The sequence below is a fragment of the Caballeronia sp. LjRoot29 genome (genome assembly GCF_964252755.1).
Lineage (GTDB): Bacteria > Pseudomonadota > Gammaproteobacteria > Burkholderiales > Burkholderiaceae > Caballeronia.
This window is the reverse complement of sequence record NZ_CAXUPU020000004.1, coordinates 93,996-117,046: the sequence shown is the minus strand read 5'-3', so window position 1 is coordinate 117,046 and position 23,051 is coordinate 93,996. Positions and strand designations below refer to the sequence as shown.

The following is a 23,051-nucleotide window of genomic DNA, read 5'->3' as shown; positions in this document are numbered from 1 at the left end:
ATGAAGTATCCAAGACTTGTATTACTCGTTTCAATGGGGGTTTCGCTAGGCATTCTGGGCGGTTGCGCCGTCGTGCCATCGGGACCGAGCGTGATGGCCCTCCCCGGTACTGGCAAGACTTTCGACCAGTTCCGCGCAGACGATGGTTCATGTCGTCAGTTCGCCTATGGACAGGTGGGTGGCGACCAGGCCAATCAATCCACGACCAATAGCGCGGTGGGCAGTGCGGTGGTTGGTACGGCGCTGGGCGCGGCAGCAGGCGCGGCGTTCGGCGGCGGTTCGGGCGCAGCGGTGGGTGCCGGCGCCGGTTTGCTGGCCGGCAGCATGTTTGGCGCGTCTAACGCACAAGGTTCGGCCTATGACGTGCAGCGCCGCTACGACTACGCGTACCTGCAGTGCATGTATGCGAATGGTGACCGGGTGCCAATGCGTGGGCGCATGATGAGCGCACCGCCGCCACAGGGCGTTTATTCGACGCAGCCTCCGCCCCCGCCACCGCCTCCGGGAATGCCGCCGCCTCCGCCGCCGGGCTATTGAAGAAAGCTTGATTTCGTTCGCGCCCGGTCGAGAGGTTCTGTTGGTGGAGTGCGAACGAAATTCTTATCCCAGCGTGCGGATCGAATTGCTGATTCCGCGCGCGCAATCAATGACTGCCGGCGCCAGGCGCAGTTCCGCTTCGGCGAGCGTCCAGCGGCTCGTGGGCGCAACAACATGCACCGATCCCACCGGCCGCCGCTCCCCATCAACTACGGCCGCGGCAATCGTCATATCGCCGATAAACAACTCTTCCTTGTTCGGCGCGTACCCGCTAAGCCGTGCTTGCGCCAGCCGCAAATCAATCTCGCCGAGATCTGTCACCGTGTATTGCGTATGCGTCGCACGGTCACTCCGCTCCAGCAGCGCACGTGACTCGTCCTCCGGCAATGCCGCCAGATAAGCCCTTCCTGACGCAGTGCAATACATGGGGATGCGGCTGCCGATCGGCATGTGAATCGGCAGGAATTTCGTGCATACAAAGCGCGCGACATACACCATCTCGACGCCATCAGGCTCCGTCAGATTGGTCGTCTCTCCCGTCACGTTTGTCAGCTCCGACAGGAACGGATTGGCAACATCAATCAGCGTATCCGCGGCCAGATAGTTAAAGCCGATCTGCATCGCCTTCGCCGCCAGCTGGTAGCGCTTCGTGCGCGGATGCTTCTTCACATACCCCAGCTTTTCCAGCGTGTAGATCATCCGCTGCGCCGAACTCTTCGTGATCGACGTCGCCTCCGCCACTTCGGGAAGCGTCATCGTCCGCCGCTGTGCGCTGAATGCGCGCAGCACCGCAATGCCCTTCTCCACCGACTGATTAAACAGTGCGTCGGGTGCATCGTCGGTGATTGCAGGCACGTCCGTTTGAACGCCCGGTTTGCTTCGCTTCATGGATTCACCCAATTGTGTGGCTCACGCTTCGAGATCATTATGCAACACTATCATATCGAATATCGATACGCATATTTCGATTGACGATTTTATTGTCTCGAATAAGATACTCAAAACGTCAATAAACGATTTTTCGATTGGTCTGTCCAATTGTTCCTTCCTAATGAGTGGAGAGCCTCATGTACCAGTTCGTCAAACGCTTCGCCTGTGTCTTCGTAACGGGATTGCTGCTCGCGGGCGCGCCGGCGCGGTCGATGGCCGCCACCCCTAGTTATGCGGTCGGAGCCACTGCCACGGGCGTGCCGTTCACCTTCCTCGACGTCAAGTCCAACTCGATCCAGGGCTTGCTGGTCGATGCGATCACCGCGACCGGGAAGGCGTCAGGCTTTGACGTCAGCATTGAACAAACCACGTTCTCCTCACTAATTCCGTCGCTGACGACCAAGAAGATCGACATCATTTCGGCCGCGATGCTGAAGACGCCTGCGCGCCAGCAGGTCGTCGACTTCTCTGACACCGTTTATTCGTATGGCGAAGGCCTCATCGTGCGCGCCGACGACACCGGCAAATACCCGACAATGGATTCGCTCAAAGGCGAAGTGGTCGGCGCTCAAGTGGGCACGGCGTTCGTCGACGCGCTGAACAAGAAGGGCATTTTCAAGGAAGTGCGTACCTACGATTCGGTCGCCGACATCATGCGCGACGTCGCGCTCGGGCGCATCAAGGCCGGCTTCGGCGACCATCCGATCATTGCCTACCAGCTTCAGCACAACCCGAATCCGCAATTGCGGCTGGTCAAGGAGTATCAGCCGGAAGTGGTGGGACAGGTGTGCTTCGTTGTCCGCAAAGGCGACACGGCCACGCTTGACCAGTTGAACGCGGGCATCAAGAAGATCAAGGCGGACGGCACCCTGATGCAGATCATCAAGAAATGGCAGGTGGAATAAAGACATCCTCAGCACATAGAGGATAGAGCCATGTTCTTCCAGAACGCCATCGAGTTCCTGCCGATCCTGCTGAAAGGCGCGGTCGTCACGATCGAGATCACCTTCTGCTCGTTCATCCTGAGCACGCTGCTCGGGCTCCTGCTGGCGCTGATGCGCGTGTCGTCGAACAAGTTCGCCTCGCACGCGGCGTCGACGTTCATCAACGTGATCCGCGGCCTGCCGATCATCGTCCAGCTCTTCTATATCTACTTCGTGCTGCCCGATCTCGGCGTGCGTTTGTCAGCGTTCCAGGCGGGGTTTATCGGGCTTGGGATCGCTTATTCCGTCTATCAGGCCGAAAATTTTCGTGCGGGCATCCAGGCGATCGATCACGGGCAGATAGAGGCCGCGCAATCCATCGGCATGCGCGGCGCGCTGATCATGCGGCGCGTAGTGTTGCCGCAGGCGTTCAAGATTTCACTGCCGTCCTACGGCAACACGCTCGTGATGATGCTGAAAGACTCGTCGCTCGCCTCCACCATCACGGTCGCTGAGATGACGCGTGCCGGACAATTGATCGCATCGTCGACGTTCCAGAACATGACGGTATTCACGCTCGTCGCGTTGCTGTACCTCGGGCTCAGCTTGCCGCTCGTCTATGGCTTGCGCCGCCTCGAACGCCGCCTCGGCCTCAAGGGGAAACGATGATCAAGGTCGAATCAATCCATAAGCGTTTCCACGATCAGGAAGTGCTGAAGGGCGTCAGCCTCAACGTTGAAGCGGGTCAGGTGGTCTGTCTGATCGGCCCGTCGGGGTCGGGTAAATCGACGCTCCTGCGTTGCATCAACGGCCTGGAAACGCATGACGCCGGCACGATCACCGTGGACGGCCATGCAGTCGATGCCCGCTCGAAACACATTCACGAATTGCGCATGCAAGTAGGCATGGTGTTCCAGCGCTTCAACCTGTGGCCTCACCGTACCGCGCTGGAAAATGTCTGCGAAGGCCCGGTGTTCGTGAAAAAAGAAGACCGGGTGCAAGCCCGCCACAAGGCGTGTCATCTGCTCGACAAGGTCGGGCTGGGGCATCGTATGGATGCCTATCCGTCGGAGCTGTCGGGTGGACAGCAGCAACGCGTGGCGATCGCCCGCGCGCTCGCCATGGAGCCCAAGGCCATTCTGTTTGACGAGCCGACCTCTGCTCTCGATCCCGAGTTGGTCGGCGAAGTCCTGAGCGTGATGCGCCAACTTGCCTACGACGGCATGACGATGATTGTCGTCACGCACGAAATGAGTTTTGCACGCGAAGTGGCCGACAGGGTGTGCTTTCTCTACGACGGCACGATCTGCGAGGAAGGCGCCGCAGCCGATCTGCTCGAACGTCCTCAACATCCTCGCACGCGCGATTTCCTGCGCCGGGTGCTCACCTCCTCCGATGCGCCTTCGACCTGAATATCCACCATGAGCCTTGTTGAAGTTGCACGACCGTTGCCGCCCTCTCTCTGGGCCGCGACTGCGGAACCGGCCGTCGATACCCCGCCGCTCGATACCTCCATCAAGACCGATGTGCTGATTGTCGGGGCGGGTTATACCGGTCTGTCGAGCGCCTTGCATCTCGCCGCGCAGGGTTTGAAAACCTGCGTGATCGATGCCAGCGAACCGGGCTGGGGCGCCTCCGGCCGCAACGGCGGTCAGGTGATCCCCGGGCTCAAATACGATCCAGATGAACTCGTCCGCCGATATGGTTCACGCGATGGCGAAGCCCTCGCGCAGATCGCGGGCAAGGCCGCTGATACGGTTTTCGACCTGATCGAACGCCACCAGATCCAATGCGATGCCACGCGCCACGGCTGGATTCAACCTACGCATTCCGACAAGCTGCTTGGCACGCTGCACGCCCGCGCGCGGCAGTGGGAAGCGCGCGGTGCGCCGGTCGAACTACTCGACCGCGCGCAAGTTGCGAAGCGGCTCGGCACTGAAACCTTCATAGGCGGCTGGATCGACAAACGCGCCGGCAGCGTGCAGCCCTTGAGTTACGCGCGAGGATTGGCACGTGCGGCGAAGGCGGCAGGTGTCGCTATTCACGGGGCCACGCGCGCTGTTGCACTCGAACGAAGTTCCGACGGCTGGCGTGTGCGATGTGCAAGCGGTGTTGTCATCGATGCAAAACAGGTGCTGCTCGCGACCAACGGTTATACCGATGCGCTTTGGCCCGGCCTCGCCCAATCAGTGATTGCGGCGAACAGTTTCATTGTTGCAACCCAGCCTTTACCCGACGATATTGCAGCGACCGTTCTGCCTGGACGCGAGGTTGCGTCGGACTCGCGGCGGCTCTTGCTGTACTTCCGCAAGGACGCTGCAGGCCGCTTGCTGATGGGCGGTCGAGGCCCCTTCCGCGAGCCGCGTACTGCTGCTGATTGGGCGCATCTTGAACGCGCGGCGCGGTTGATGTATCCGCAAATCGAGGGTATCGAATACGAGTATCGATGGGCGGGACGCATTGCCATTACACGCGATTTCCTGCCGCATGTGCACACGCCGGCCGAGGGCTTGACCATCGCGCTGGGCTACAACGGACGCGGCATTGCAATGGCGACAACCTTGGGCAAACATCTGGCCGCGTTCATGAGCGGTGCGGCACAGGGTTTGCCCCTCCCGCCCACATCGATCAAGCCCATTCCCTTTCATGCGCTGCAGCGCGTTTATATCAGTGCGGGCGTGGCGTGGTACGGCTTGCTGGATGCACTTTCCTGACAACTTTCTGATAACGGCTGACGTACGCCGCCTGGCGAAAAAAAAGACCTCCGCGAACCGAACAAGCGTAAATTCATTGAATAGGTTCCGGCCGGTTGAAGGGCAGTTGCACGGCTCACGCAATAGGTCAAACGTCGAAGTCGGACAAGCAGTACAGGAGGAGCAACCATGAATACAAAACAAAGTAAAAAGGGACATCTCGAAGCCGCAGCGTCGCATCATGAGCAGGCCGCACGATTTCATCGCGAGGCGTCACATCATTTCGGAGCCGGCAAGGATTACGACCATGCCGCCCATCAGGCGGTCATGGCGCACGGCTACGCGCTTCACGCCATAGACGAAGCCAACAGCGTCGTCAAACACAACGCGGGTGCGTCGACGGTATTGCCGGCGCCAACGGGTACAGCCGAGAGCACGACCGCAGCGCAGCATCACGCAACGGCGGCGGAACTTCATGGTCAAGCGGCGCAGCATTTGCGCCACGCAGCCAAACTTTTCGACGATGACCGAAGCGCAGTCGCCCACGATACCCAGCTAGCGTTTTCCCTTGCCGTACGCGCGTTAGCCCATGGCAACGAGGCGGCCCGGCAGCATGTCACGCTGATTCGCGAGAAAGGTCCGGCGACCGGCGCCGCATGAAAGCGCGCGGTTGAAAGGATGTTGCCGCCCTGGCGTCTTCGACTAGAAGTGCTCTCAACGAAGACGCCAGGGCGCATCGGCGGTCGCCAGGCGTCAAGCAGCTCCGCTTAGATCGTAACAGCCGCTCCGTCGAATGGCTCGGCCACGCTCGTTTGATTCCTGCCTGCGGCTTTTGCCCGATACACAGCCTGGTCCGCCACCTTGATCAGCGCGAGCGCGTCGGCTACCTCTTCGGTATCGGTGCAAGCTACGCCGATGCTTACCGTGATGACCCCGTGTTCGCTGCCGTTATGTTCGATCTCCAGACCGCGGACAGCCGCGTGAATGGCGGCGGCCACCACGGCCGCGGAGACGCTGTCCGTCTCCGGCAGCACGACGACAAACTCCTCGCCGCCGAAGCGCGCGGCAATGTCGCCCGGCCGCTGGCTATTGCGCGCGATTGCCTGTGCCACGGCAGTCAATGCGTCGTCACCGGCCTGATGGCCGTATGTGTCGTTGTAGCTTTTAAACCGGTCGATATCGACGAACAAAAGCGCCAATGGTTTTCCCGAGCGTTTTGAACGATGCCATTCGAGCATGAGACGATCGTCGAGGCTGCGCCGGTTACTCAGGCCCGTCAGTCCATCGATACGCGTCATATCGCGCAATTGCTGCTCCACGATCAGCCTGTGCCGGAACTCCACGGAAAGAAGTTGCGCGGAAAATAACAGGGCGACAATCAGCAATGCCGTGACAATGCCGATGAACCACGCCCGGTTCGTCCAGTCCGCGAAGACGTAACGGGTCGCGGGCGCAATGATCACGATCATCTTCAGCTTGTCGAACCTGCGAAAGTTATAGAGCCGCTCCTCGCCGTCTTTTCCAGACTTGCCGATGAACGACGTCTCATGCGTCTTCTGGAAGCGCTCGAAATTCTTTCGTCCGGTGAAGTTCTCATCGACCGGATTTCCATCGTTCGGATAACGTAGGATCACATGACCGTCGTCCTGCAAGAGCGTGATGTTCCCTCCCGGGCCGAGCTGGACGCCCGATAGCAAGTTCTCGAAGTAGTCAAGGCGGAACGCCGCCACTACCACGCCGGCAAACGAGCCATCAGGATGGTTCACGCGCCGGCTGAACATGAGGTCGACCTCGCCGGGATTCAGGCGCGACTGCAGCGGGCGGCTGACGAACAGGCCCAGCTTCGGATTGTCGCGATGAACGACGAACCACGTTCGGTCGGCCAGATCGACGCTGCGTGGAATCGCATTGGTGGAATCCACAATGATCTTGCCTTTCGAATCGAGGCACAACAACGAGCCTATGTATTGGCTAGCCGTCGCGGAGCGATCGAAGAGAAGTTCGCGGCGCAGGCGATCCGGTAGCCGCATGACATCTGCGTCTTGAGCACCATCCACGGCCGCCTGGACGGAGAGGTCCGTGAGCTCGGTGGTGTACGCGATGTCGTGTTCAATCACGCGCGCGAGGTTGTCCGCATTCTCGATCGCGCGAGCGGTCGCGTCCTGATGCCCCTGCACCAGAATCGCCAGGGCGAACCCGAGCACGATCACCGAGAAAGCAATGCTGCCTAAACCTATTGCATTCGGATGGCGCGCTAAAGCCGCTCTTAGCCGAAAGAAAATAGTCGGTCTTTTTAACATTCGAAGGCTTCCAACGCTAAGGCGCTATTGTCTGGCGCGGAAACGGATCCGAGTCGGCCCGCGCTGGTTCGCACTCCGCCGATCGACCCTCGCCGCTTGCAGGAAACGCTTTCCTTAAAGCAGCAATTACTCGATGCCTTGATTCTTCGATGCCTTGATTCTTCGATTCTTCGCGCAATCCGTCATTGCCCTGCCTGCGCGTCTCGCCTTTTCCTGCCTTACTTGTTCCTGGCCCTTAGTGTGCGCTCCGCCGCCTATTCATCGTGCAAATATTCTATGCGTTCCAGGCCGCGCCGCGACGATCTTTCTTTAATTGCTCGCTTCTCTTGTTTCCTTCTCTTGTATGCGCTTGCCCGTCAAGTCAGTTATTGCACTAAGAGAGCGTCAATTCTCTCTTCAACAGCGAAATGCCGGATACGAAAAAGCCGTCCCGGCGAAATGCGGAACGGCTTTTTCAAGAACTGCTCAATCGCGATGCTGGAGATCTTGAAGATCTCGCTGCGGATGCCGCGGAATTGCCGGTTATCGATGTCGGGCCGGCACATCGATCAACCGGTCAGCTCCTCGTATCAATGGCAGCGATTTTCCCAATGATGATGCACCCGCACTTTGTGGCACTCACGGTGATGATGATACGGCGCAGCGTAGGCCGGGGCGATAGCGCAGAACGTGGTTGCTGCGACAGCGAGAGCGATGGCGATTTTCTTCATGGTCTTTTCCAAAAGTGTGAGGCAGGTAAAAATGTAGTGGCTTCACAAAGGGTGGCTTCGTGCACAGGTAATACAGACGCCGACATCGGCAGACGATTTCAACCAGATCAACCTGACTTCCGCGGTTGATGATGTTGATCACGACCCCAAGAAATTCCGCCGGTCGATGGTTGTTCACCTACTCCCCTGTTAACGGCGCAAATTCGAAATGGATAACAACTTTTCGAGATTTTTTGCAATAAAACGGTTGGGGTTTACGAGGATCGGGCATGGGATCAGGACGAAGATGGGAATACAGAGTTGGCCTGGGCAGTACTTGAGTCGAACCACGTTCTATGTCGGCATTTTGTAATCCGTCCAGTTCGGGGGAGCTATCCAATTGACGCGAATATCCATTCGCAAGGCGTGTTCCTCCTAGTCCAAGCATTGCTTGTCATGCGGCGTAACGCATGTAAGCAGCCTTGCAACGCAAGAGAGCAAAGCACGACATACACTCAACATGCGTCTTCTCCCAGGACGCGGTTGTGAGTGATGCAAGTGACTGCAGCTTGGCCCGCCCTTTTGGGTGGGCCGTTTTTTCTTCACGCTTTGATCATGCCGCTTGATCACATTGCTTTGACCACGTTCAAGAGGCCAGATCAGCGGCCGCTGCCTGCGGGAAGCATGCTATTTCCATTCGACCGAATCGTGCCCGGAACATCGTGGGCTGATCATGACAACCGGGTCTCTAATGAACCGTATCTTGTTTGCTTCGGGTATCGCCTGTCTGTTATCAATTTCTTCCGCCTACGCACAGTCCACTCCGGACACGTCCAACTCGGCGATCGCACAGAACTTCCAGTACATCAACCACCCGCCCGCAGCGCCGGTTCAAGCCAGCGCTCCTGCCGCAACCGGAAGAGGTCATGGGCATAGGCATCAGCAAGCTTCGACTGGCGCCGATCAAACTCAGTAGCAACAACGTATCCTTCTCAAGTGTTTACCGTTCTCCAGACGCCGGCTAAACACTCGCCGCATGTCTGGATTGCAAGCGCTGACGCACCTCGTTTGAATCGGCATACTGCGCGTTCGCGTTCATAATCTCGAGGTTGGTTTCGGGCTTGTCGTCCACATGCACGACTTCCCCATGCAGTCCTTATGATCGCGATACTATCGGAGCAGATACTCTTTGAGCCTGCCCTCCATGCCATCATGTCCGATCACGGGCCGCCGTCGCTTTATGCTTGCCTGCTTGTCGTTGTCCTGCACTGTCCCCCCAACGTTGACGCAACCGTACCGCCGCCCGGAGCGGACAGCCGTCGCAAACGTGTTTTCGCCCACTACATGGTCGCGTGGCCGCGCGGCGGCACGCACGCAACTGTCGCCTCCTATGAGGCAGAGTGCCGCGACGCGCACGCGCGCGGGATCGACGGCTTCGCGCTCAATTGCGGTGGCTGGAATCGAAGCGAGCCGCATTACAAACAACGCGTGCTGCACCTCTACGACGCTGCCGCGCACCTGGACTTCGACTTCAAACTGTTCGTCTCCGCCGACGGCCGGGCGCAGGACGAAATCGAGGATATTGTCGCCACTACGCGCGGCCTGAAGGCGCAATTGCTCGTCGATAACAAGCCAGTGCTATCAGCCTATGCCGCGGGAGGCAAGGATTTCACGAGTGGCGCCGCGCTTATGCGCGAAGCAGGCCGGCTAGGCGCTTTCTTCGTTCCGCACTTTTTCCCGTCCTCGGGCGAGCGGCAGATATCCGCACGTGACGCCGCCCAGATCGCAGAACAGCTTGGTAGTGCTGATGGTTATTTCTACTTCGGCGCGGCAGGTTCGCCCAACCTGATCGCGGAGTCCACTAAAGCACTAAGTGCGGAACTCAAGAGCCGGAGCAAGGTTTTCATGGCGCCAGTCACGCCGACCTATCGCGGGCTGTCGGCGGGCACCAATTATCGCGCGTTCGAAACCAGCGGCTTCTCCGGCATGGCGACTGAATGGGAAGCGGCGATCACGTCGGGTGCGACGTGGGTGCAGATCGTGACCTGGAATGACTGGGCCGAATCCACGTATGTCGCGCCCATCGGTGGCACTGGCCGCGCTCACGTCTACGACGACCGCTTCGGTGATCTGCTCTCGCATACCGGTTATCTCGATGCGAGCAAGTACTACATCGAATGGTTCAAGTCGGGCAGCAAGCCAACCATCATGCAGGATCGGCTGTTTTATTTTTATCGGTTGAATCTGCTCGGGCAGGATCATCCAGGGTCGTCGGACGCACACGATGCCAGGACACCACCGCGCACCAGCGAACCGCTGTCGTCGCAGATCCATGTGTCGGTGTTCCTGACAGCGCCGGCCGTGCTTGTCGTCTCGCTGGGGTCGGTTCAGGACGCCGCTAAGCGCTTCGATGTGCCCGCGGGCGTCACGCACGTCAGCGTGGATGCGCGGGCCGGCACGCCCCGTTTTGTGCTGCAGCGGCACGGCAAAACGCTCATCGATAAAACCGGCGACCAAGCCATCTCTGCCGATGACTTCTCCGGCGCCTACAACTATTTTTCGGGGAGTGCAGATGCCTAGCCGAGCATGGGCAAATCAGTCGTTAGCCGGCGATATGGCATACCGCTTCAACGCGATTGCCCGCCGGATCACGCAGGAACGCGGCGTAATAACCTGAGTGATAGTCGGATCGTAGTCCGGGAGGGCCGTCGCAGCGGCCTCCGGCCTCAAGACCGGCCGCGTGGAACGCATCGACCTGCGCACGGGACATGGCCTTGAAACACCAGTGGCGCTTGTTCTCGCCTATCGCACCCTGATCCAGGTACACCGCGAGACAGGTCGACGCAAAATCTTGCGGGGTGCATCGTTCGCCGTATCCCAGCGCGTGAGGAAGGTCGTACACCTTCGCTGCGCCGAGCGTGTTCATGATCGCGTCGTAAAAACGCCGCGCAATGTCGAGATCGGGAACACCGATGGAAACATGATCGAGAAGCTGCATGCTCGGCCGCTCAGGAACAGAGGCTCAGGGTGGAGTGCTTAATAGCACTAGAAGCAGAGCTGGAAAGCGAGGGACGGCTAAGCAAAATCCCCGCTTATTAGCCCACTTACTGCCCCGCTTCTATCTGCGAGAAGGTATACAGAGACCTCAATTCAATCCCGATTCCCTCAAGCATTTCCTTGCCGCCGCTTTCACGGTCGATCACGCATAACGTCAGCGAGACCGGCACGCCGTCGGCACGCAGTTTCGCCACGGCGTCGGAAATTGCACCGCCGCTCGACACAATGTCCTCGACCAGCACGAGCTTGCGGCCGGCCAGATCCGCGCCTTCCGCATATTTGCACGTACCGTACTCTTTCGCTTCCTTGCGGATATAAGCGGCCGGCAAGCCCGTCACCTGGCTCAGCATGGTCACGATTGGAATGCCGCCCATCTCGAGACCACCCAATATTTCCGTGCCGGGCGGGATCAGGGGCACCATCGCTTCCGCAATCGCCTTCAGGAGGACGGGATCGGACTCGAAGCGGTATTTATCGAAGTAGGTGTTGCTGCGCTTGCCTGAACGCAATAGAAAATCGCCGCTCAATTTGGATACTTCGCGGATTCGCCGGGCAATGGTCATGAATGGTTTCCTCTTACTTTTACCGGGTAACAATTGTTTCGCGGTCGCAAATCTACGCGAAAACTTGCTTTCGCGGAAGCAATAATGCCAAGCCCGATGATCCAGAATGACCTGATGGCAAGGCCCCGCCTGAATTATCCAGCCGTCGAAGCGCTAGATCAAACGCATCCAACATGGCTGCAAAGCGAGAAGGGATACGGCCCTGCCCGCGTCGGGCGGCGATAGACTCAGGGCCCGCACCCTTTCCCATCCAGTCTGCACAGTCACTGAACACGCCCATGATCACCCTGCAAAAATCCATCGAAACCTATATTCGGGCGAAGGATGGCAATCGCCCGTTTTTGATCGCGGACGCGTTTACCGCCGATGCCGAACTCACGATGCAAGTGAATACGTCGGAAATCTCGTTCCCGGCCACCGTCACCGGGGCGAAAGCTATTTCGAAGGTGTTGGTGAGCGAGTTTGCCGAGCGTCACGAGAACGTGTACACGTTTTGCATCGGCGATCCGCCCGCCGCTGGCCCCGCGTTCAGTTGCAACTGGCTTGTGTGTATGTCGGAGAAACGCACCGGTCTGGCGCGTGCCGGTTTCGGCCGATACGACTGGCTGGCGGCGGAAAATTCGGGACAGGTCCGGCAATTTCGAATCACGATAGAAGAGATGACCACGCTGCCGCAGGACACGGTCGAGCCGATCCTGCGGTGGGCGGACGCCCTTCCGTACCCGTGGTGCCCTCGTGGACGGCTTGGCGATGGTGCGCCAGATATCACGGCGATCGACCGGATCCGCGCTGCGCTCGCTTAACGCATCGGCCTCATAAAAGCAGGCGGAAACGCTTGGGCCAAAGTCTCCGGCCCAAGGCGGTAAATCGAACGCCAGCTAGACTCAGAGCGGCGCGTACGCCGGCTTGTAAGCACATTCGCGGATCATCGCGGTGATGTCGTCCGGCCTTGGAACGCGTGCCAGGTTGTTATCGAAAATGCACTCCGCCACGCGCACTGCGACATGGAGCGAAGCCTCGAAAATCTTGCTTTGCGGCGGATAGATCAGGCCGGTTGCAAGACTGGTTTCAGAGACCTGCTCGGCCACTGCTTTCGCGGCGACGATGAACATTTCGTCCGTGACCCGAGTCGCCTGCGTCGCGAACACGGCCATGCCGAGCGCGGGGAAAATATAGACGTTGTTGCCTTGACCGGGCACGAACGTGCGCCCTTCTATTTCCACTGGCGGGAATGGACTGCCGCTCGCGAAAATAGCGCGGCCGGAGGACCATCGGTACGCTTCCTCAGCCGTGCACTCGGAGCGTGAGGTCGGGTTGGAATACGGGAAGATGATCGGACGCTCGTTGATCTCCGCCATGGCCTCGATTACGTGCTGGTTGAACAGCTTGGGCACGGTGCTGACACCAATGATGCCGGTCGGCTTCAGCGCCTTCACTGCATCGGCAAAGGTGTCCACGGGTGCATGATCCACCGCGAAAGGCTTCTGGAAATCGGCCATGTCCTGGCGCGACTTCACCATCAGTCCGTTCACATCGAATAGCGCGCTGCGCGCCCGCGCTTCGTCGATTGTCAGACCCTCCAGCACCATCGCCTGGCTAATCAGTTCGGCGATGCCGGTCCCGGCCGAGCCGCCGCCCAGGAACAGGAACCGCTGGTCGACAAGCTTCTGCTTCGAGATGTGAAGCGCGGCAAAAATGCCCGCCAGCGCGACCGCGGCCGTGCCCTGGATGTCGTCGTTATAGGTGCAGATCTTGTCCTTGTATCGCGCGAGAAGCGGCACGGCGTTGAAGTTCGCAAAGTCTTCCCACTGGATGCAGCATTTCGGATGCAGCTCCAGCGCGGCTTCAACAAACTCGTTCACGAATGCGTGGTATTCGTCGCCGCGTACCCGTTCCTGACGCAAGCCCAGATACAGGGGGTCGTCAAGCAAGTCGCGGTTATTGGTGCCCACGTCCAGCGTCACCGGCAAGCAGTATTGCGGCGGCACGCCTGCGCAAGCCGTGTAGAGCGAAAGCTTGCCAATAGGAATGCCCATCCCGCCGACACCCAGGTCGCCCAGTCCGAGGATGCGTTCGCCATCCGTCACCACGATAAACCGGACGTCCGTCTCAGCCCAGTTTTGCAGCAGCTCCTTCACCCTTCCCTGCGCCGAAATGGGCACATACATGCCCCGCGTCGCACGGAAGATATGGTTGAATTTCTGGCACGCCTCTCCGACCGTCGGTGTGTACACGAGCGGCATGAATGTCGCCGGGTCGGACATGATCGTGGCGTAGAACAAGGTTTCGTTACGAGCCTGGAGATCGGACAGCAGGAGATATTTTTGCAGGTCGTTGTCGAGAGCGGCTAGCTCCGTATGAGTACGCGCAACCTGCAATTCCAGCGAACTGCTGCCCGGCGGAAGCAGCCCTTCAAGATGGTATTGGCGGCGCTCGGCTTCGGTAAAGGCAGAGCCTTTGTTCAGACGGGGATCGCGAAGGATATCGCGGCCGGTAAGCTCGCAAGGTTTTTGCATTGCAATATTCCTTTAAGCCGGCGCATATGGACGGCGCCGGATAGCGTATGAATACGTCGCGTGCCGCCCCTCCAAACGCTGGCAATTAGCCAAGCCACGCGACGACGAAAAGACGCAAGCCTTACGACGACAACGCCTGCATGTGGACATACAAATCGCTCTTGCCTTCAAAGCCGATGCCGGGAAGTTCCGGCAAGGTCACATAACCGTTGTGCACTTTCACGCCGTCCGGGAAGCCGCCGAATGGCTGGAACAGATCCGGGTACGATTCGTTGCCGCCCAGGCCGAGACCCGCTGCAATGTTCAATGACATCTGGTGGCCGCCGTGCGGAATGCAGCGTGAACGCGACCAGCCGTGCTGATGCAACATGTCCAGCGTACGCAGATATTCAACCAGCCCATAGCTCAGCGCGCAATCGAATTGCAGATAATCGCGGTCGGCGCGCATGCCGCCATAGCGGATCAGGTTACGCGCATCCTGCATCGAGAACAAATTTTCGCCGGTCGCCATTGGCTTGTCGTAGTAATTTCTTAGCGTGGCTTGCAACTCGAAGTCCAGCGGATCGCCCGCCTCTTCGTACCAGAACAAATCGTATTGCGAGAGGGCTTTTGCGTACTGGATTGCAGTGTCCAGGTCGAAGCGGCCGTTTGCATCGACGGCAAGCTTTTGACCCTCTTGCAGCACGGATAACACGGCGTCGATCCGGCGCAAGTCTTCGTCAAGCGAACCGCCGCCAATCTTCTTCTTGACCACCGTATAACCGCGGTCAATGTAGCTGCGCATCTCGTCTTTCAGCTTGCTGTAATCCTGCCCGGGATAGTAATAACCGCCGGCAGCATAAACAAAGATCTCGCGATTCGGCGAGCCGTTGCCATAGCGGTCCGCGAGCAACTGGAACAGCGGCTTGCCTTCAATCTTCGCCACCGCATCCCATACCGCCATGTCGATCGTGCCGATGGCCACCGAACGCTCGCCATGTCCGCCGGGTTTTTCGTTCGTGAACATCGCAGCCCAGATCTTGTGCGGATCGAGATTGTTACCCGACGTGTCGAGCAGCGAATCCGGCTCGGCCTCAAGCACGCGCGGAATAAACCGTTCGCGCATCAGCTTGCCTTGGCCATAGCGTCCGTTCGAATTGAAACCGTAGCCTACGACGGGCTTGCCGTCGCGAATGACGTCGGTGATGACAGCGACGAGACTCAGCGTCATCTTGCTGAAGTCGATATACGCATTCCGAATGGATGAACTGATCGGAATGGTCTGCTCGCGGATTTCCACGATTTTCATGTGACTGTCTCCTGAATGCCGCGCAAGGCCGGGTGCGATTGGGAACGCCTGAGCGCATAACGAAGCTTACGCGCGTGCAGTCGTATTACACTTCAACGCTACACATATGATTATTCAGTTTAAGTGAAGAACGACGTCACCTCCGATCTCGAGTTTTTTGTCCAGTTGGCGCGCCTCGGCAGCTTGTCGGCTGCCGCACGTGCGCTCGATCTGACGCCGCCTGCCGCTACGCGGCGGCTCGCACTAATGGAGCAGCGGCTGGGCGTAAGGCTGGTCAATCGCACCACGCGCAGCGCGAGCCTGACCGATGAAGGCGACACATATCTGCGGCACGCTACGCGTATTCTTGCGGCCGTCAGTGAAATGGAAGATGCGGTCTCGCGCAGCCGCGAGGCGCCGCGCGGCATATTGCGCGTGAATGCCTCGCTCGGTTTCGGCCGCACGACCATTGCGCCGCTCGTCTCCGCGTTCGTGCAGCGTTATCCGCAAGTCGAGGTCCAGCTGGATGTCACGGATCGCCCCGTTGATATTGTCGAGCAGGGTTTCGATCTCGCGATCCGCTTCGGCGCGCTACCCGATACGCGGCTCAACGCGCGCCGCATCATGTCGAACCGGCGCTTCCTGTGCGCATCTCCGGCGTATTTGCAACGGTACGGCAACCCGGCCGCGCTTGCGGATCTCACGCGTCACCGGACTATCCTTCACCGTCAGAATGACGACGCCTACGGCGTCTGGCGCTTCACGCGCGACGGCGAGACGGTGTCGGTCAAAGTAAATGGCGGGCTTTCGAGCAATGACGGCGACATCGTGCTCGGATGGGCGCTCGATGGACACGGCATCTCGATCCGCTCAGAATGGGATCTCGCAAAATACCTGGAAAGCGGCCGGCTGAAAGTCGTGCTGCCCGAGTTCCTGCTCCCGCCGGCGGACTTGTTTGTCTATTATCCAAGCCGCCGCAATCAACCCGCGCGCATGCGTGCATTCATCGATTTCCTGGTCGAGCATTTCCGCGCGTCCCAGTAACCCTGCTTAGGCGTATCGACTGCTCTGCCATGACAACTGCCCGCATTGCGTATGTACAGTGGCCCGAAGGATTGCAACCGGCCGGACCGGCATGGGACACCATTCGTCGCGCCGTGGAAACGGGCCGTCCCGACATCCTCGTCACGAATGAAATGCCGTTCGGCCGGTGGCTCGCGGAGCATGAAAACTTCGATGCGCAAGCCGCGCAACGTAGCATCGAACTGCACGAACAAGCCCTCGATGCATTGAGCAAGCTGGGTGCGGCAGCGGTGATTTCATCGCGTCCGGTTGCTTTCGACGGGCGTCTCGCCAACGAGGCGTTCGTGCTGGAATCGAATACGTATCGCATGATCCATCACAAGAAGTACTTCCCGCAGGAACCGGGTTTCTTCGAGGAGGCGTGGTACGACCGTGGCGCGGGAGGATTCGACTGCGTGCAGGTCGGACAGGTCAAAGTGGGTGTTCTGCTCTGCACCGAGTTGTTCTTCAACGACCGCGCGCGTGCGTATGGCCGTGACAGAGCGGATCTGATCGTCACGCCGCGCGCGTCTGGAACGTCGTTGTCGCGATGGAAAACGGCGGGCACGATGGCGGCTATCGTGTCGGGTGCATGGTTCATCAGTTCGAACCGGCATGGTCCAGGGGCGCTTGGCCAACAGTTTGGCGGCGTCGGATTCGTGGTGTCGCCTCAGGGTGTTCCGCTTGAGGAAACCAGTGAAGCAACGCCGATGCGCATTGTCACAATCGACCTTGATGAAGCTCGCACGCAGAAAGCGCAGTACCCGTGTTACGTGAAAGAGATGCCCTGATTCGGACGGGTCCACATCCGACAGACGCACGATGGCGAGCATTTATTGCTGAGTTGTTCGGTAACCATTGAGCTACTCGATTTTATTGCCGAAAGCGATCAACTCATATGCACCACCCTGGGGAACCGGACCCATTGTTGCGGTATCGGAAAATATTTTTCGCCGAAACTATCGTTCAATATCGACAATAGGCGGCCTAGACTTGTTTTCATCAGAAGCGCATGCAGACATTCACATTGGGTCTCTACGGCTTCCGAAATCGAAAACAAACTCTGGAGGTGACATCATGACTAAGTCAGGCGAGTTATCTGCGTTATTGCTGCCGGCGCTGCTTGTTGCGTCTGCGTTAGCCGCTCCTGCCATTGCGTTTGCGCAGGACAGCAACGCACCAATGACGCGTGCGGAGGTCCGCGCCCAACTGACCCAGCTGGAGAAGGCAGGCTACAGCCCGGCGACAAACGACAACTACTATCCTCAAGCGCTCCAGGAAGCACAGCAACGCGTTGATGCGTCGAACGGGACTGCGGCGCAAGCCTATGGCCCATCGACTAGCGGTACGTCAGCTTCAGGTTTGCACGTTCCTGTTGAACCCGCTTCCGGCGACGCCCAGCACTCGATCTACTTTGGTCACTAGCATTTGATCGTGCCGCTAAGTACTAAGAAGTCGCTAAGTAGTCCGCTAAGCGCACGAACAAAAATATCGCTCATTGCTTAAAGGCGCTGAGCGATTTTTTTATGTGGCAAACAACTAAGTCATGCTCAGCAACAGCCAGGTTTAACCACGCACTGGTTTCTGCAATATCGCGAGAACAGCGCTGGCGGCAAGCATGATCGATGAATAGATGAGCCCGCGAGCTAAGCCCGCACCATCCGAAATCCAGCCGATGAACATCGGCCCGACGATTTGCCCCACAGCAAACACGATCGTAAATGCGCCGATTCCGCGCGTCCATTGCGTAGCCGGAAGATTGTGCCGGACGAACGCGGTAGTTGACGCCACGGCCGATAAAAACGTCGCCCCAAATAACGCACCCGATACGAATGCCACTGCTGGTTGAGTGAACACCGCTGGCGTCAAGGTCGCGGACGCGAGGATCGCGTTAAAGACCGCCAATGCCTGGCCGCCGCTCATGCGATTGAGCAGGCCTGACCAGAGCCTCGCTGAGACAATAGTGGCCAGACCGAGCAGCACATAGAACCCGGTCACGACCGCCGCGCTCATGTTGGCCGCTCGAAGCAGCGCGATCAGAAAAGTCATGTAGCCGATATAACCTACACCGAACATCGCGTAACCGGCCAGTATGAAACCGACACGTCGCCAGGGCAAAGCACCCGGACGCTGTGCTGATGCCACATGTGCGGGGGAAATATCCAGCGCAGGTTCGCTTTGTTCGATCTTGCGCGCGGCGGCAATGGCCGCTATGGACGCCAGCGCGCAGGCCGCGGCCAAAGCGAACCACGCCCATTGCCAGCCATGCGGACCGTTGAACGTGGTCACGGGCACCAGCAATGCCGCGACGACTATCCCGCTGCCCGCACCACCGTAATAAAGTCCGAGCACGAGGCCTGCATCGCGTGGATGAGCCGTTGCAAGACGCGCTGCCAACACCCCGCCGCCGGCGAAGATCAACGCACTGCTGATACCGGTGACGACCCGTTGAGCGAGCAACGCATGGGTATCGGAAACCAGTCCGCCAAGGGTCATCAACGCCGCCGTCAGGACGCATCCGGCGATAAAGCAAACGCCCATTGACCATCGACGCGATACAAACGGAAATGCAAGCGCGCCTAGCAGATAACCTAGCGCGTTAGCGGTGTTCATCGCGCCGGCTTGCGCGATGCTCCAGCCGAGATCGGCCTTCATGGCGGGCAGCAGGAGTGCGTAGGAGAAGCGCGTGAGGCCCAGCGCGATTGCGCTGCCGAACGACAAACCCGCGGCGAGAACGAGCGTGTGCTGGCGAGAGCGTGATGCGTGAACGGGTGCTAAGTGTGCCGCGGTACTGCGTGTGTCGTCGATCATCGGCTAAGTCGGCCTGTGGGCTGACGGGCTAAGAGAGTCGGACGTTAGCGTTATTCGATGCAGCCACGATATCTGGCAGCATGTTGCTATGGCAACGCCTTAGACTCAATGCGACCTCGCCCGGCTCAAAGCCCTGATGCCTGGTCCGCCCTTATGCTTTGGCGGAAACCACACTCTTAAGCCGCCCTACTTCTCGCTAGGCGCACCCGATGGCCTGACACTCGTACACGTGACCACGCATCCCAACACGAGCGCCACGCCGGTCACCACCAGCGCGCCGTTTGCCAGCCCGACGCCGGCAGCGGCAACCGAACACGCGGCATATCCATTCAACGCCGCGATAAAAGCCGGATACGCGCGATCGGCCATTGCCATTGCGAGGTAAGCGCCGATCAACGCGACCATCGCGCCGATGATCACCACCGCCACCGCGCCGCCTTCGAACCCTGCTGTGTAGGCAATCACCGTACACAACGCAGCGCAGGCAAAGTGCATCGTGCTAGTCAGTTTTGTATTCGAAACCCTGAAGCGCACGCGGCTCAATACGAACGCCAACGCAATCGCCACGATGCCGCCGAACGCCGTCCACTCGATTGAAGCGCCTGGATCGAAGCCGAGCGCACGATCCGCCGATGCCGACGCCAGCGCGGCCAGCGCCAGCGCACTTTGCAGCGACGCCGGCGTGGTCCTGCCCAAGCGCGGCATCAGCACGGCGAACGCAGCGATGGCCAGCGCCACGAGCGTCGAGTCGAAGCCCGTTGCCATGCCGTAAGCCACGATCACCGCCGCGCCCACGCCCGTTGCATCGCGTAATGCCTGCCGCCGCGTGGGCGAGACTCGGCCCGGTGCCTTCAAACTTTGCATCGACGCCATCACTGCAAACGCACACAACGCACCGTCGAGCATTGATGTCTCCGCATCAGAGCAAGCGATTAACCAGGGTCCCGATCCCTTCGATCGAGACACGCACCTCGGCGCCATCCTTGATCGAGCCGATCCCGAGCGACGTGCCGCAAGCGATGACATCGCCCGGTTCGAGCGTCATGTCATGCGAGATCAGGCTGACCTGTTCGGCGGCCGTGAAGATCATGTCGTCGATCGGATAATTCTGCCGCTCGACGCCATCGAGCGTGGTGATCACGCGCGCCGCACGCCAGTCGAATCCGGTAGCGATAGTAGGTCCGAGGCACCCGAATGTATCGAATCCCTTCGCGCGGCACCATTGCGGAAAGTTCGGATCTTCCTGCAAGAGTTCGCCGGCCGTGACGTCGTTGACGCACGTGTAGCCGAAGATCGCGGCCTCGGCTTCTTCCACCGATACCGACGAGCAGCGCCGGCCAATCACAATGCCGAGCTCGCCTTCGTAGGCGATCTTGCCGTCGTAGCTGACGGGCCGGCGTATCGCTTCATTCGTGCCGATAACGGTCCGTGCAGGTTTGATCAGGAACAGAGGATGTTTGGGCGGCGCTTTATCGAGTTTCTTCGATAACGCGTAGAAGTTGTTCCAGAGCGCGACGATCTTGCTTGGCTGACACGGTGCCAGCAACGCGATCTCGTCGATGCTCAACTCCTTGCCGCTTGGCTCTATGCTGCCAATGTCGAAGGGAGAACCCTCGTACTGCATCACACGCGTACCATCTTCCGACAGCGTGCCAAAGCCCACCATGCCATCGGCGCGGGAAAAACGAATCCAGTTAGCCACGTTGAAAGCCCTGAAGAAGTGGTGCTGCCGTCGTTGAAGAGCGGCAGCCGGAACCGGCAGCGATGCGCGCCCGCATGCAGGCACGCAAACGCGACACGAACCTAGATCGCCCCGAGGCTTCGCAGTGTCGCGACCTGATCGGGCGAATAGCCAAGTTCCGCCATCACTTCATCCGTATGCTCGCCCAGAAGAGGTGAGCGCACGACGTCCGTGGGGCTATCGGAGAGCTTGATCGGGTTGCCGACGGTCAGGTACTTGCCGCGCACCGGATGGTCCACTTCGACGATCGTGCCGGTCTTGCGCAACGATGGGTCTTCGGCAATTTCCTTCATCGAGAGAATCGGTCCGCACGGAATATCGTGCTGATTCAGGATCTCCATGGCTTCGAACTTGGTCTTGGTCATGGTCCACTGTTCGATCTCGGCGAAGATGCCCTTGAGGTGCGGAAGCCGTGCGGCGGGCGTGCGGAAGTCGGGATGATCGATCCATTCTTCCTTGCCGATCACCTTGCAGATCTCGCCCCAGACCGGCGCTTGCGTGATGAAGTAGATGTACGCGTTCGGATCGGTTTCCCAGCCCTTGCACTTCAGGATCCAGCCCGGCTGACCACCGCCCGATGCGTTGCCGGCGCGCGGCACGGCCTCGCCGAACGTGCCGTTCGGGTACTGCGGATATTCCTTCATCGTGCCGGTGCGTTCGAGCCGTTGCTGATCGCGCAGCTTCACGCGGCAGAGGTTGAGCACGCCGTCTTGCATCGCGGCGAGCACCTTCTGGCCGCGGCCGGTCGCGTTGCGTTGATAGAGCGCGGTGACAATGCCAAGCGCGAGATGCAGGCCCGTGCCTGAGTCGCCGATTTGCGCGCCACTGACGACTGGGGGGCCGTCGTCGAAGCCTGTTGTCGATGCCGCGCCGCCTGCGCATTGCGCGACGTTCTCGTAGACCTTGCAGTCTTCGTAGGGGCCGGGACCGAAGCCTTTCACCGACGCCACGATCATCCTCGGGTTCAGTTCCTGGATGCGTTCCCACGTGAAGCCCATTCGGTCGAGTGCACCGGGGGCGAAGTTTTCGACCAGCACGTCGCATGTTTTGACGAGCGACTCGAGGACTTTCTTGCCGTCCGGATTTTTCGTGTCGATGGTGATCGAACGTTTGTTGTGGTTCAGCATGGTGAAGTAAAGACTGTCGGCGTCGGGGAGATCACGCAGTTGTTCGCGCGTGATGTCGCCTGCGCCGGCACGCTCGACCTTGATGACATCGGCGCCGAACCATGCAAGCAATTGCGTGCAGGTGGGGCCGGATTGAACGTGCGTGAAATCGAGGATACGCACCCCGTCGAGGGCTTTGCTCATGCCTGTCTCCTAACCTTTAGCAGGTTTTATCGTGGTACTTGCGATGCGCTTCGGTCATGCCATGTGGCCGTGCCGGGCTTTAGTGTTGCGGATTTTTTGCTGTTTGCATTTCTTCTGACCATGATGGGCCGTTTTTCTGCGGTTCTGTAGTTGGGGTGGCCCCTCATGGTGGGGTGAATCCGCGCTGCTCTTCTGATATACAATATTCTATACACAGTATTAGTCAAGGGATTTTGCGCGGCACGCGAGGGGTTGTGCGGTGCGGTACAGCGAAGATGCTTGCGCGGTGGCGGATGGTAGGCGGGTTTTGCTGCGACGCGAGAGGGGATGAATTTATGGCTGTTCGCGGTGGAGTTCTCGGTTGTGGGCCGAGTGGCGCCAAGTTCTAGCGTTAGCGGTCGGGTTCAATGCCGGGTTGCTGCTTTCCAGGTCTTCGCGGGTTCTATCTTGGATGTTTTCTTTATCACTATTAGCCACTGCGCGTGGCGGCGCGTCATTTCTTTGTCCAAAGCGACAAAGAAACGAAGCAAAGAAAGCGCTTTTAACAGCTCTACCCTAAGTGTCCACAGCGTGCAGTTTTGATTCATGGGTGCCCCAAAAGCACGGTGCTCGCCAGAGCACCGGATGTGTGAAACCCTCCTTCTCGCGAATC

The 23,051-nt window shown here is 59.2% G+C and carries 22 protein-coding genes; 12 read left to right on the top strand and 10 right to left on the bottom strand.

Annotation, left to right across the window (positions count from 1 at the left end; translation table 11 throughout):
- Positions 1 to 537 carry a YMGG-like glycine zipper-containing protein gene (locus ACSQ83_RS06325; protein ID WP_436227549.1) on the top strand — a complete coding sequence of 179 codons (537 nt, stop codon included), beginning with the start codon at positions 1 to 3 and terminating at the stop codon, positions 535 to 537.
- A gap of 63 nt (positions 538 to 600) precedes the next feature.
- Here the strand turns inward: ACSQ83_RS06325 and ACSQ83_RS06320 are convergent, their stop codons facing one another.
- Positions 601 to 1,425, bottom strand: a complete 825-nt coding sequence (locus ACSQ83_RS06320; protein ID WP_414952898.1) for an IclR family transcriptional regulator — start codon at positions 1,423 to 1,425, stop codon at positions 601 to 603.
- A gap of 179 nt (positions 1,426 to 1,604) precedes the next feature.
- Between ACSQ83_RS06320 and ACSQ83_RS06315 the strand changes: the two genes are divergently transcribed.
- The 5 genes from ACSQ83_RS06315 (at position 1,605) to ACSQ83_RS06295 (ending at position 5,743) form a co-directional block, all read left to right on the top strand.
- Positions 1,605 to 2,372, top strand: a complete 768-nt coding sequence (locus tag ACSQ83_RS06315; protein WP_436227548.1) for an ABC transporter substrate-binding protein — start codon at positions 1,605 to 1,607, stop codon at positions 2,370 to 2,372.
- Positions 2,373 to 2,402: 30 nt separating this feature from the next.
- Complete coding sequence (locus ACSQ83_RS06310; protein ID WP_414966681.1) at positions 2,403 to 3,059, top strand: amino acid ABC transporter permease; 657 nt, start codon at positions 2,403 to 2,405, stop codon at positions 3,057 to 3,059.
- Positions 3,056 to 3,802, top strand: a complete 747-nt coding sequence (locus ACSQ83_RS06305) for an amino acid ABC transporter ATP-binding protein (RefSeq protein WP_414966682.1) — start codon at positions 3,056 to 3,058, stop codon at positions 3,800 to 3,802. Before ACSQ83_RS06310 ends, ACSQ83_RS06305 begins: the two co-directional genes overlap by 4 nt.
- A 9-nt stretch (positions 3,803 to 3,811) precedes the next feature.
- On the top strand, positions 3,812 to 5,104 hold the full coding sequence (locus ACSQ83_RS06300) for an NAD(P)/FAD-dependent oxidoreductase (protein WP_436227547.1): 1,293 nt from the start codon (positions 3,812 to 3,814) through the stop codon (positions 5,102 to 5,104).
- A 168-nt stretch (positions 5,105 to 5,272) separates the two neighbouring features.
- Entirely contained in the window at positions 5,273 to 5,743 is a 471-nt protein-coding gene (locus ACSQ83_RS06295; protein ID WP_414952893.1) for a hypothetical protein, read from the top strand.
- 107 nt (positions 5,744 to 5,850) lie between these two features.
- Here ACSQ83_RS06295 and ACSQ83_RS06290 read toward each other — a convergent pair whose 3' ends face one another.
- Positions 5,851 to 7,383: a sensor domain-containing diguanylate cyclase gene (locus ACSQ83_RS06290; protein ID WP_414952892.1), complete on the bottom strand. Its 1,533-nt coding sequence runs from the start codon at positions 7,381 to 7,383 to the stop codon at positions 5,851 to 5,853.
- A 407-nt stretch (positions 7,384 to 7,790) separates the two neighbouring features.
- Here ACSQ83_RS06290 and ACSQ83_RS06285 point away from each other — a divergent pair, with 407 nt between their 5' ends.
- Both ACSQ83_RS06285 and ACSQ83_RS06280 read left to right on the top strand, forming a co-directional pair.
- A complete protein-coding gene (locus ACSQ83_RS06285; RefSeq protein WP_414952891.1) occupies positions 7,791 to 8,222 on the top strand; it encodes a hypothetical protein in 432 nt (143 codons plus the stop codon).
- A 1,062-nt stretch (positions 8,223 to 9,284) separates the two neighbouring features.
- A complete protein-coding gene (locus tag ACSQ83_RS06280; protein WP_436227546.1) occupies positions 9,285 to 10,652 on the top strand; it encodes an endo-1,3-alpha-glucanase family glycosylhydrolase in 1,368 nt (455 codons plus the stop codon).
- 22 nt (positions 10,653 to 10,674) lie between these two features.
- Here the strand turns inward: ACSQ83_RS06280 and ACSQ83_RS06275 are convergent, their stop codons facing one another.
- Together ACSQ83_RS06275 and pyrE are read right to left on the bottom strand one after the other, a co-directional pair.
- Complete coding sequence (locus ACSQ83_RS06275) at positions 10,675 to 11,070, bottom strand: VOC family protein (protein ID WP_436227545.1); 396 nt, start codon at positions 11,068 to 11,070, stop codon at positions 10,675 to 10,677.
- A gap of 106 nt (positions 11,071 to 11,176) precedes the next feature.
- Positions 11,177 to 11,692 carry an orotate phosphoribosyltransferase gene (gene pyrE, locus ACSQ83_RS06270; RefSeq protein WP_414952888.1) on the bottom strand — a complete coding sequence of 172 codons (516 nt, stop codon included), beginning with the start codon at positions 11,690 to 11,692 and terminating at the stop codon, positions 11,177 to 11,179.
- Between the two features lie 278 nt (positions 11,693 to 11,970).
- Here pyrE and ACSQ83_RS06265 point away from each other — a divergent pair, with 278 nt between their 5' ends.
- Complete coding sequence (locus tag ACSQ83_RS06265) at positions 11,971 to 12,495, top strand: hypothetical protein (protein ID WP_436227544.1); 525 nt, start codon at positions 11,971 to 11,973, stop codon at positions 12,493 to 12,495.
- Positions 12,496 to 12,576: 81 nt separating this feature from the next.
- Here the strand turns inward: ACSQ83_RS06265 and ACSQ83_RS06260 are convergent, their stop codons facing one another.
- Together ACSQ83_RS06260 and ACSQ83_RS06255 are read right to left on the bottom strand one after the other, a co-directional pair.
- On the bottom strand, positions 12,577 to 14,208 hold the full coding sequence (locus ACSQ83_RS06260; RefSeq protein WP_436227543.1) for an NAD-dependent malic enzyme: 1,632 nt from the start codon (positions 14,206 to 14,208) through the stop codon (positions 12,577 to 12,579).
- Between the two features lie 121 nt (positions 14,209 to 14,329).
- Positions 14,330 to 15,496, bottom strand: coding sequence for a mandelate racemase/muconate lactonizing enzyme family protein (locus ACSQ83_RS06255; protein ID WP_414952885.1), 1,167 nt, complete (start codon positions 15,494 to 15,496; stop codon positions 14,330 to 14,332).
- Between the two features lie 123 nt (positions 15,497 to 15,619).
- Between ACSQ83_RS06255 and ACSQ83_RS06250 the strand changes: the two genes are divergently transcribed.
- The 3 genes from ACSQ83_RS06250 to ACSQ83_RS06240 all read left to right on the top strand — a co-directional run bounded on the left by ACSQ83_RS06250 (position 15,620) and on the right by ACSQ83_RS06240 (position 17,962).
- Entirely contained in the window at positions 15,620 to 16,519 is a 900-nt protein-coding gene (locus ACSQ83_RS06250) for a LysR substrate-binding domain-containing protein (RefSeq protein WP_436227542.1), read from the top strand.
- A gap of 29 nt (positions 16,520 to 16,548) precedes the next feature.
- Positions 16,549 to 17,328: a carbon-nitrogen hydrolase family protein gene (locus tag ACSQ83_RS06245; RefSeq protein ID WP_436227541.1), complete on the top strand. Its 780-nt coding sequence runs from the start codon at positions 16,549 to 16,551 to the stop codon at positions 17,326 to 17,328.
- 286 nt (positions 17,329 to 17,614) lie between these two features.
- Positions 17,615 to 17,962: a DUF4148 domain-containing protein gene (locus ACSQ83_RS06240; RefSeq protein WP_436227540.1), complete on the top strand. Its 348-nt coding sequence runs from the start codon at positions 17,615 to 17,617 to the stop codon at positions 17,960 to 17,962.
- Between the two features lie 141 nt (positions 17,963 to 18,103).
- On the opposite strand, the gene ACSQ83_RS06235 is transcribed toward ACSQ83_RS06240, so the two are convergent.
- The 4 genes from ACSQ83_RS06235 to frc form a co-directional block, all read right to left on the bottom strand.
- Positions 18,104 to 19,348, bottom strand: a complete 1,245-nt coding sequence (locus ACSQ83_RS06235; protein WP_436227539.1) for a YbfB/YjiJ family MFS transporter — start codon at positions 19,346 to 19,348, stop codon at positions 18,104 to 18,106.
- A 186-nt stretch (positions 19,349 to 19,534) separates the two neighbouring features.
- The gene (locus ACSQ83_RS06230; RefSeq protein WP_436227538.1) at positions 19,535 to 20,254 is read right to left on the bottom strand and encodes a hypothetical protein; all 720 of its coding nucleotides are present in this window, start codon (positions 20,252 to 20,254) and stop codon (positions 19,535 to 19,537) included.
- Between the two features lie 13 nt (positions 20,255 to 20,267).
- Entirely contained in the window at positions 20,268 to 21,050 is a 783-nt protein-coding gene (locus ACSQ83_RS06225; protein ID WP_436227537.1) for a fumarylacetoacetate hydrolase family protein, read from the bottom strand.
- Positions 21,051 to 21,151: 101 nt separating this feature from the next.
- On the bottom strand, positions 21,152 to 22,399 hold the full coding sequence (gene frc, locus ACSQ83_RS06220; RefSeq protein ID WP_436227536.1) for a formyl-CoA transferase: 1,248 nt from the start codon (positions 22,397 to 22,399) through the stop codon (positions 21,152 to 21,154).
- Positions 22,400 to 23,051: the final 652 nt, after the last annotated feature.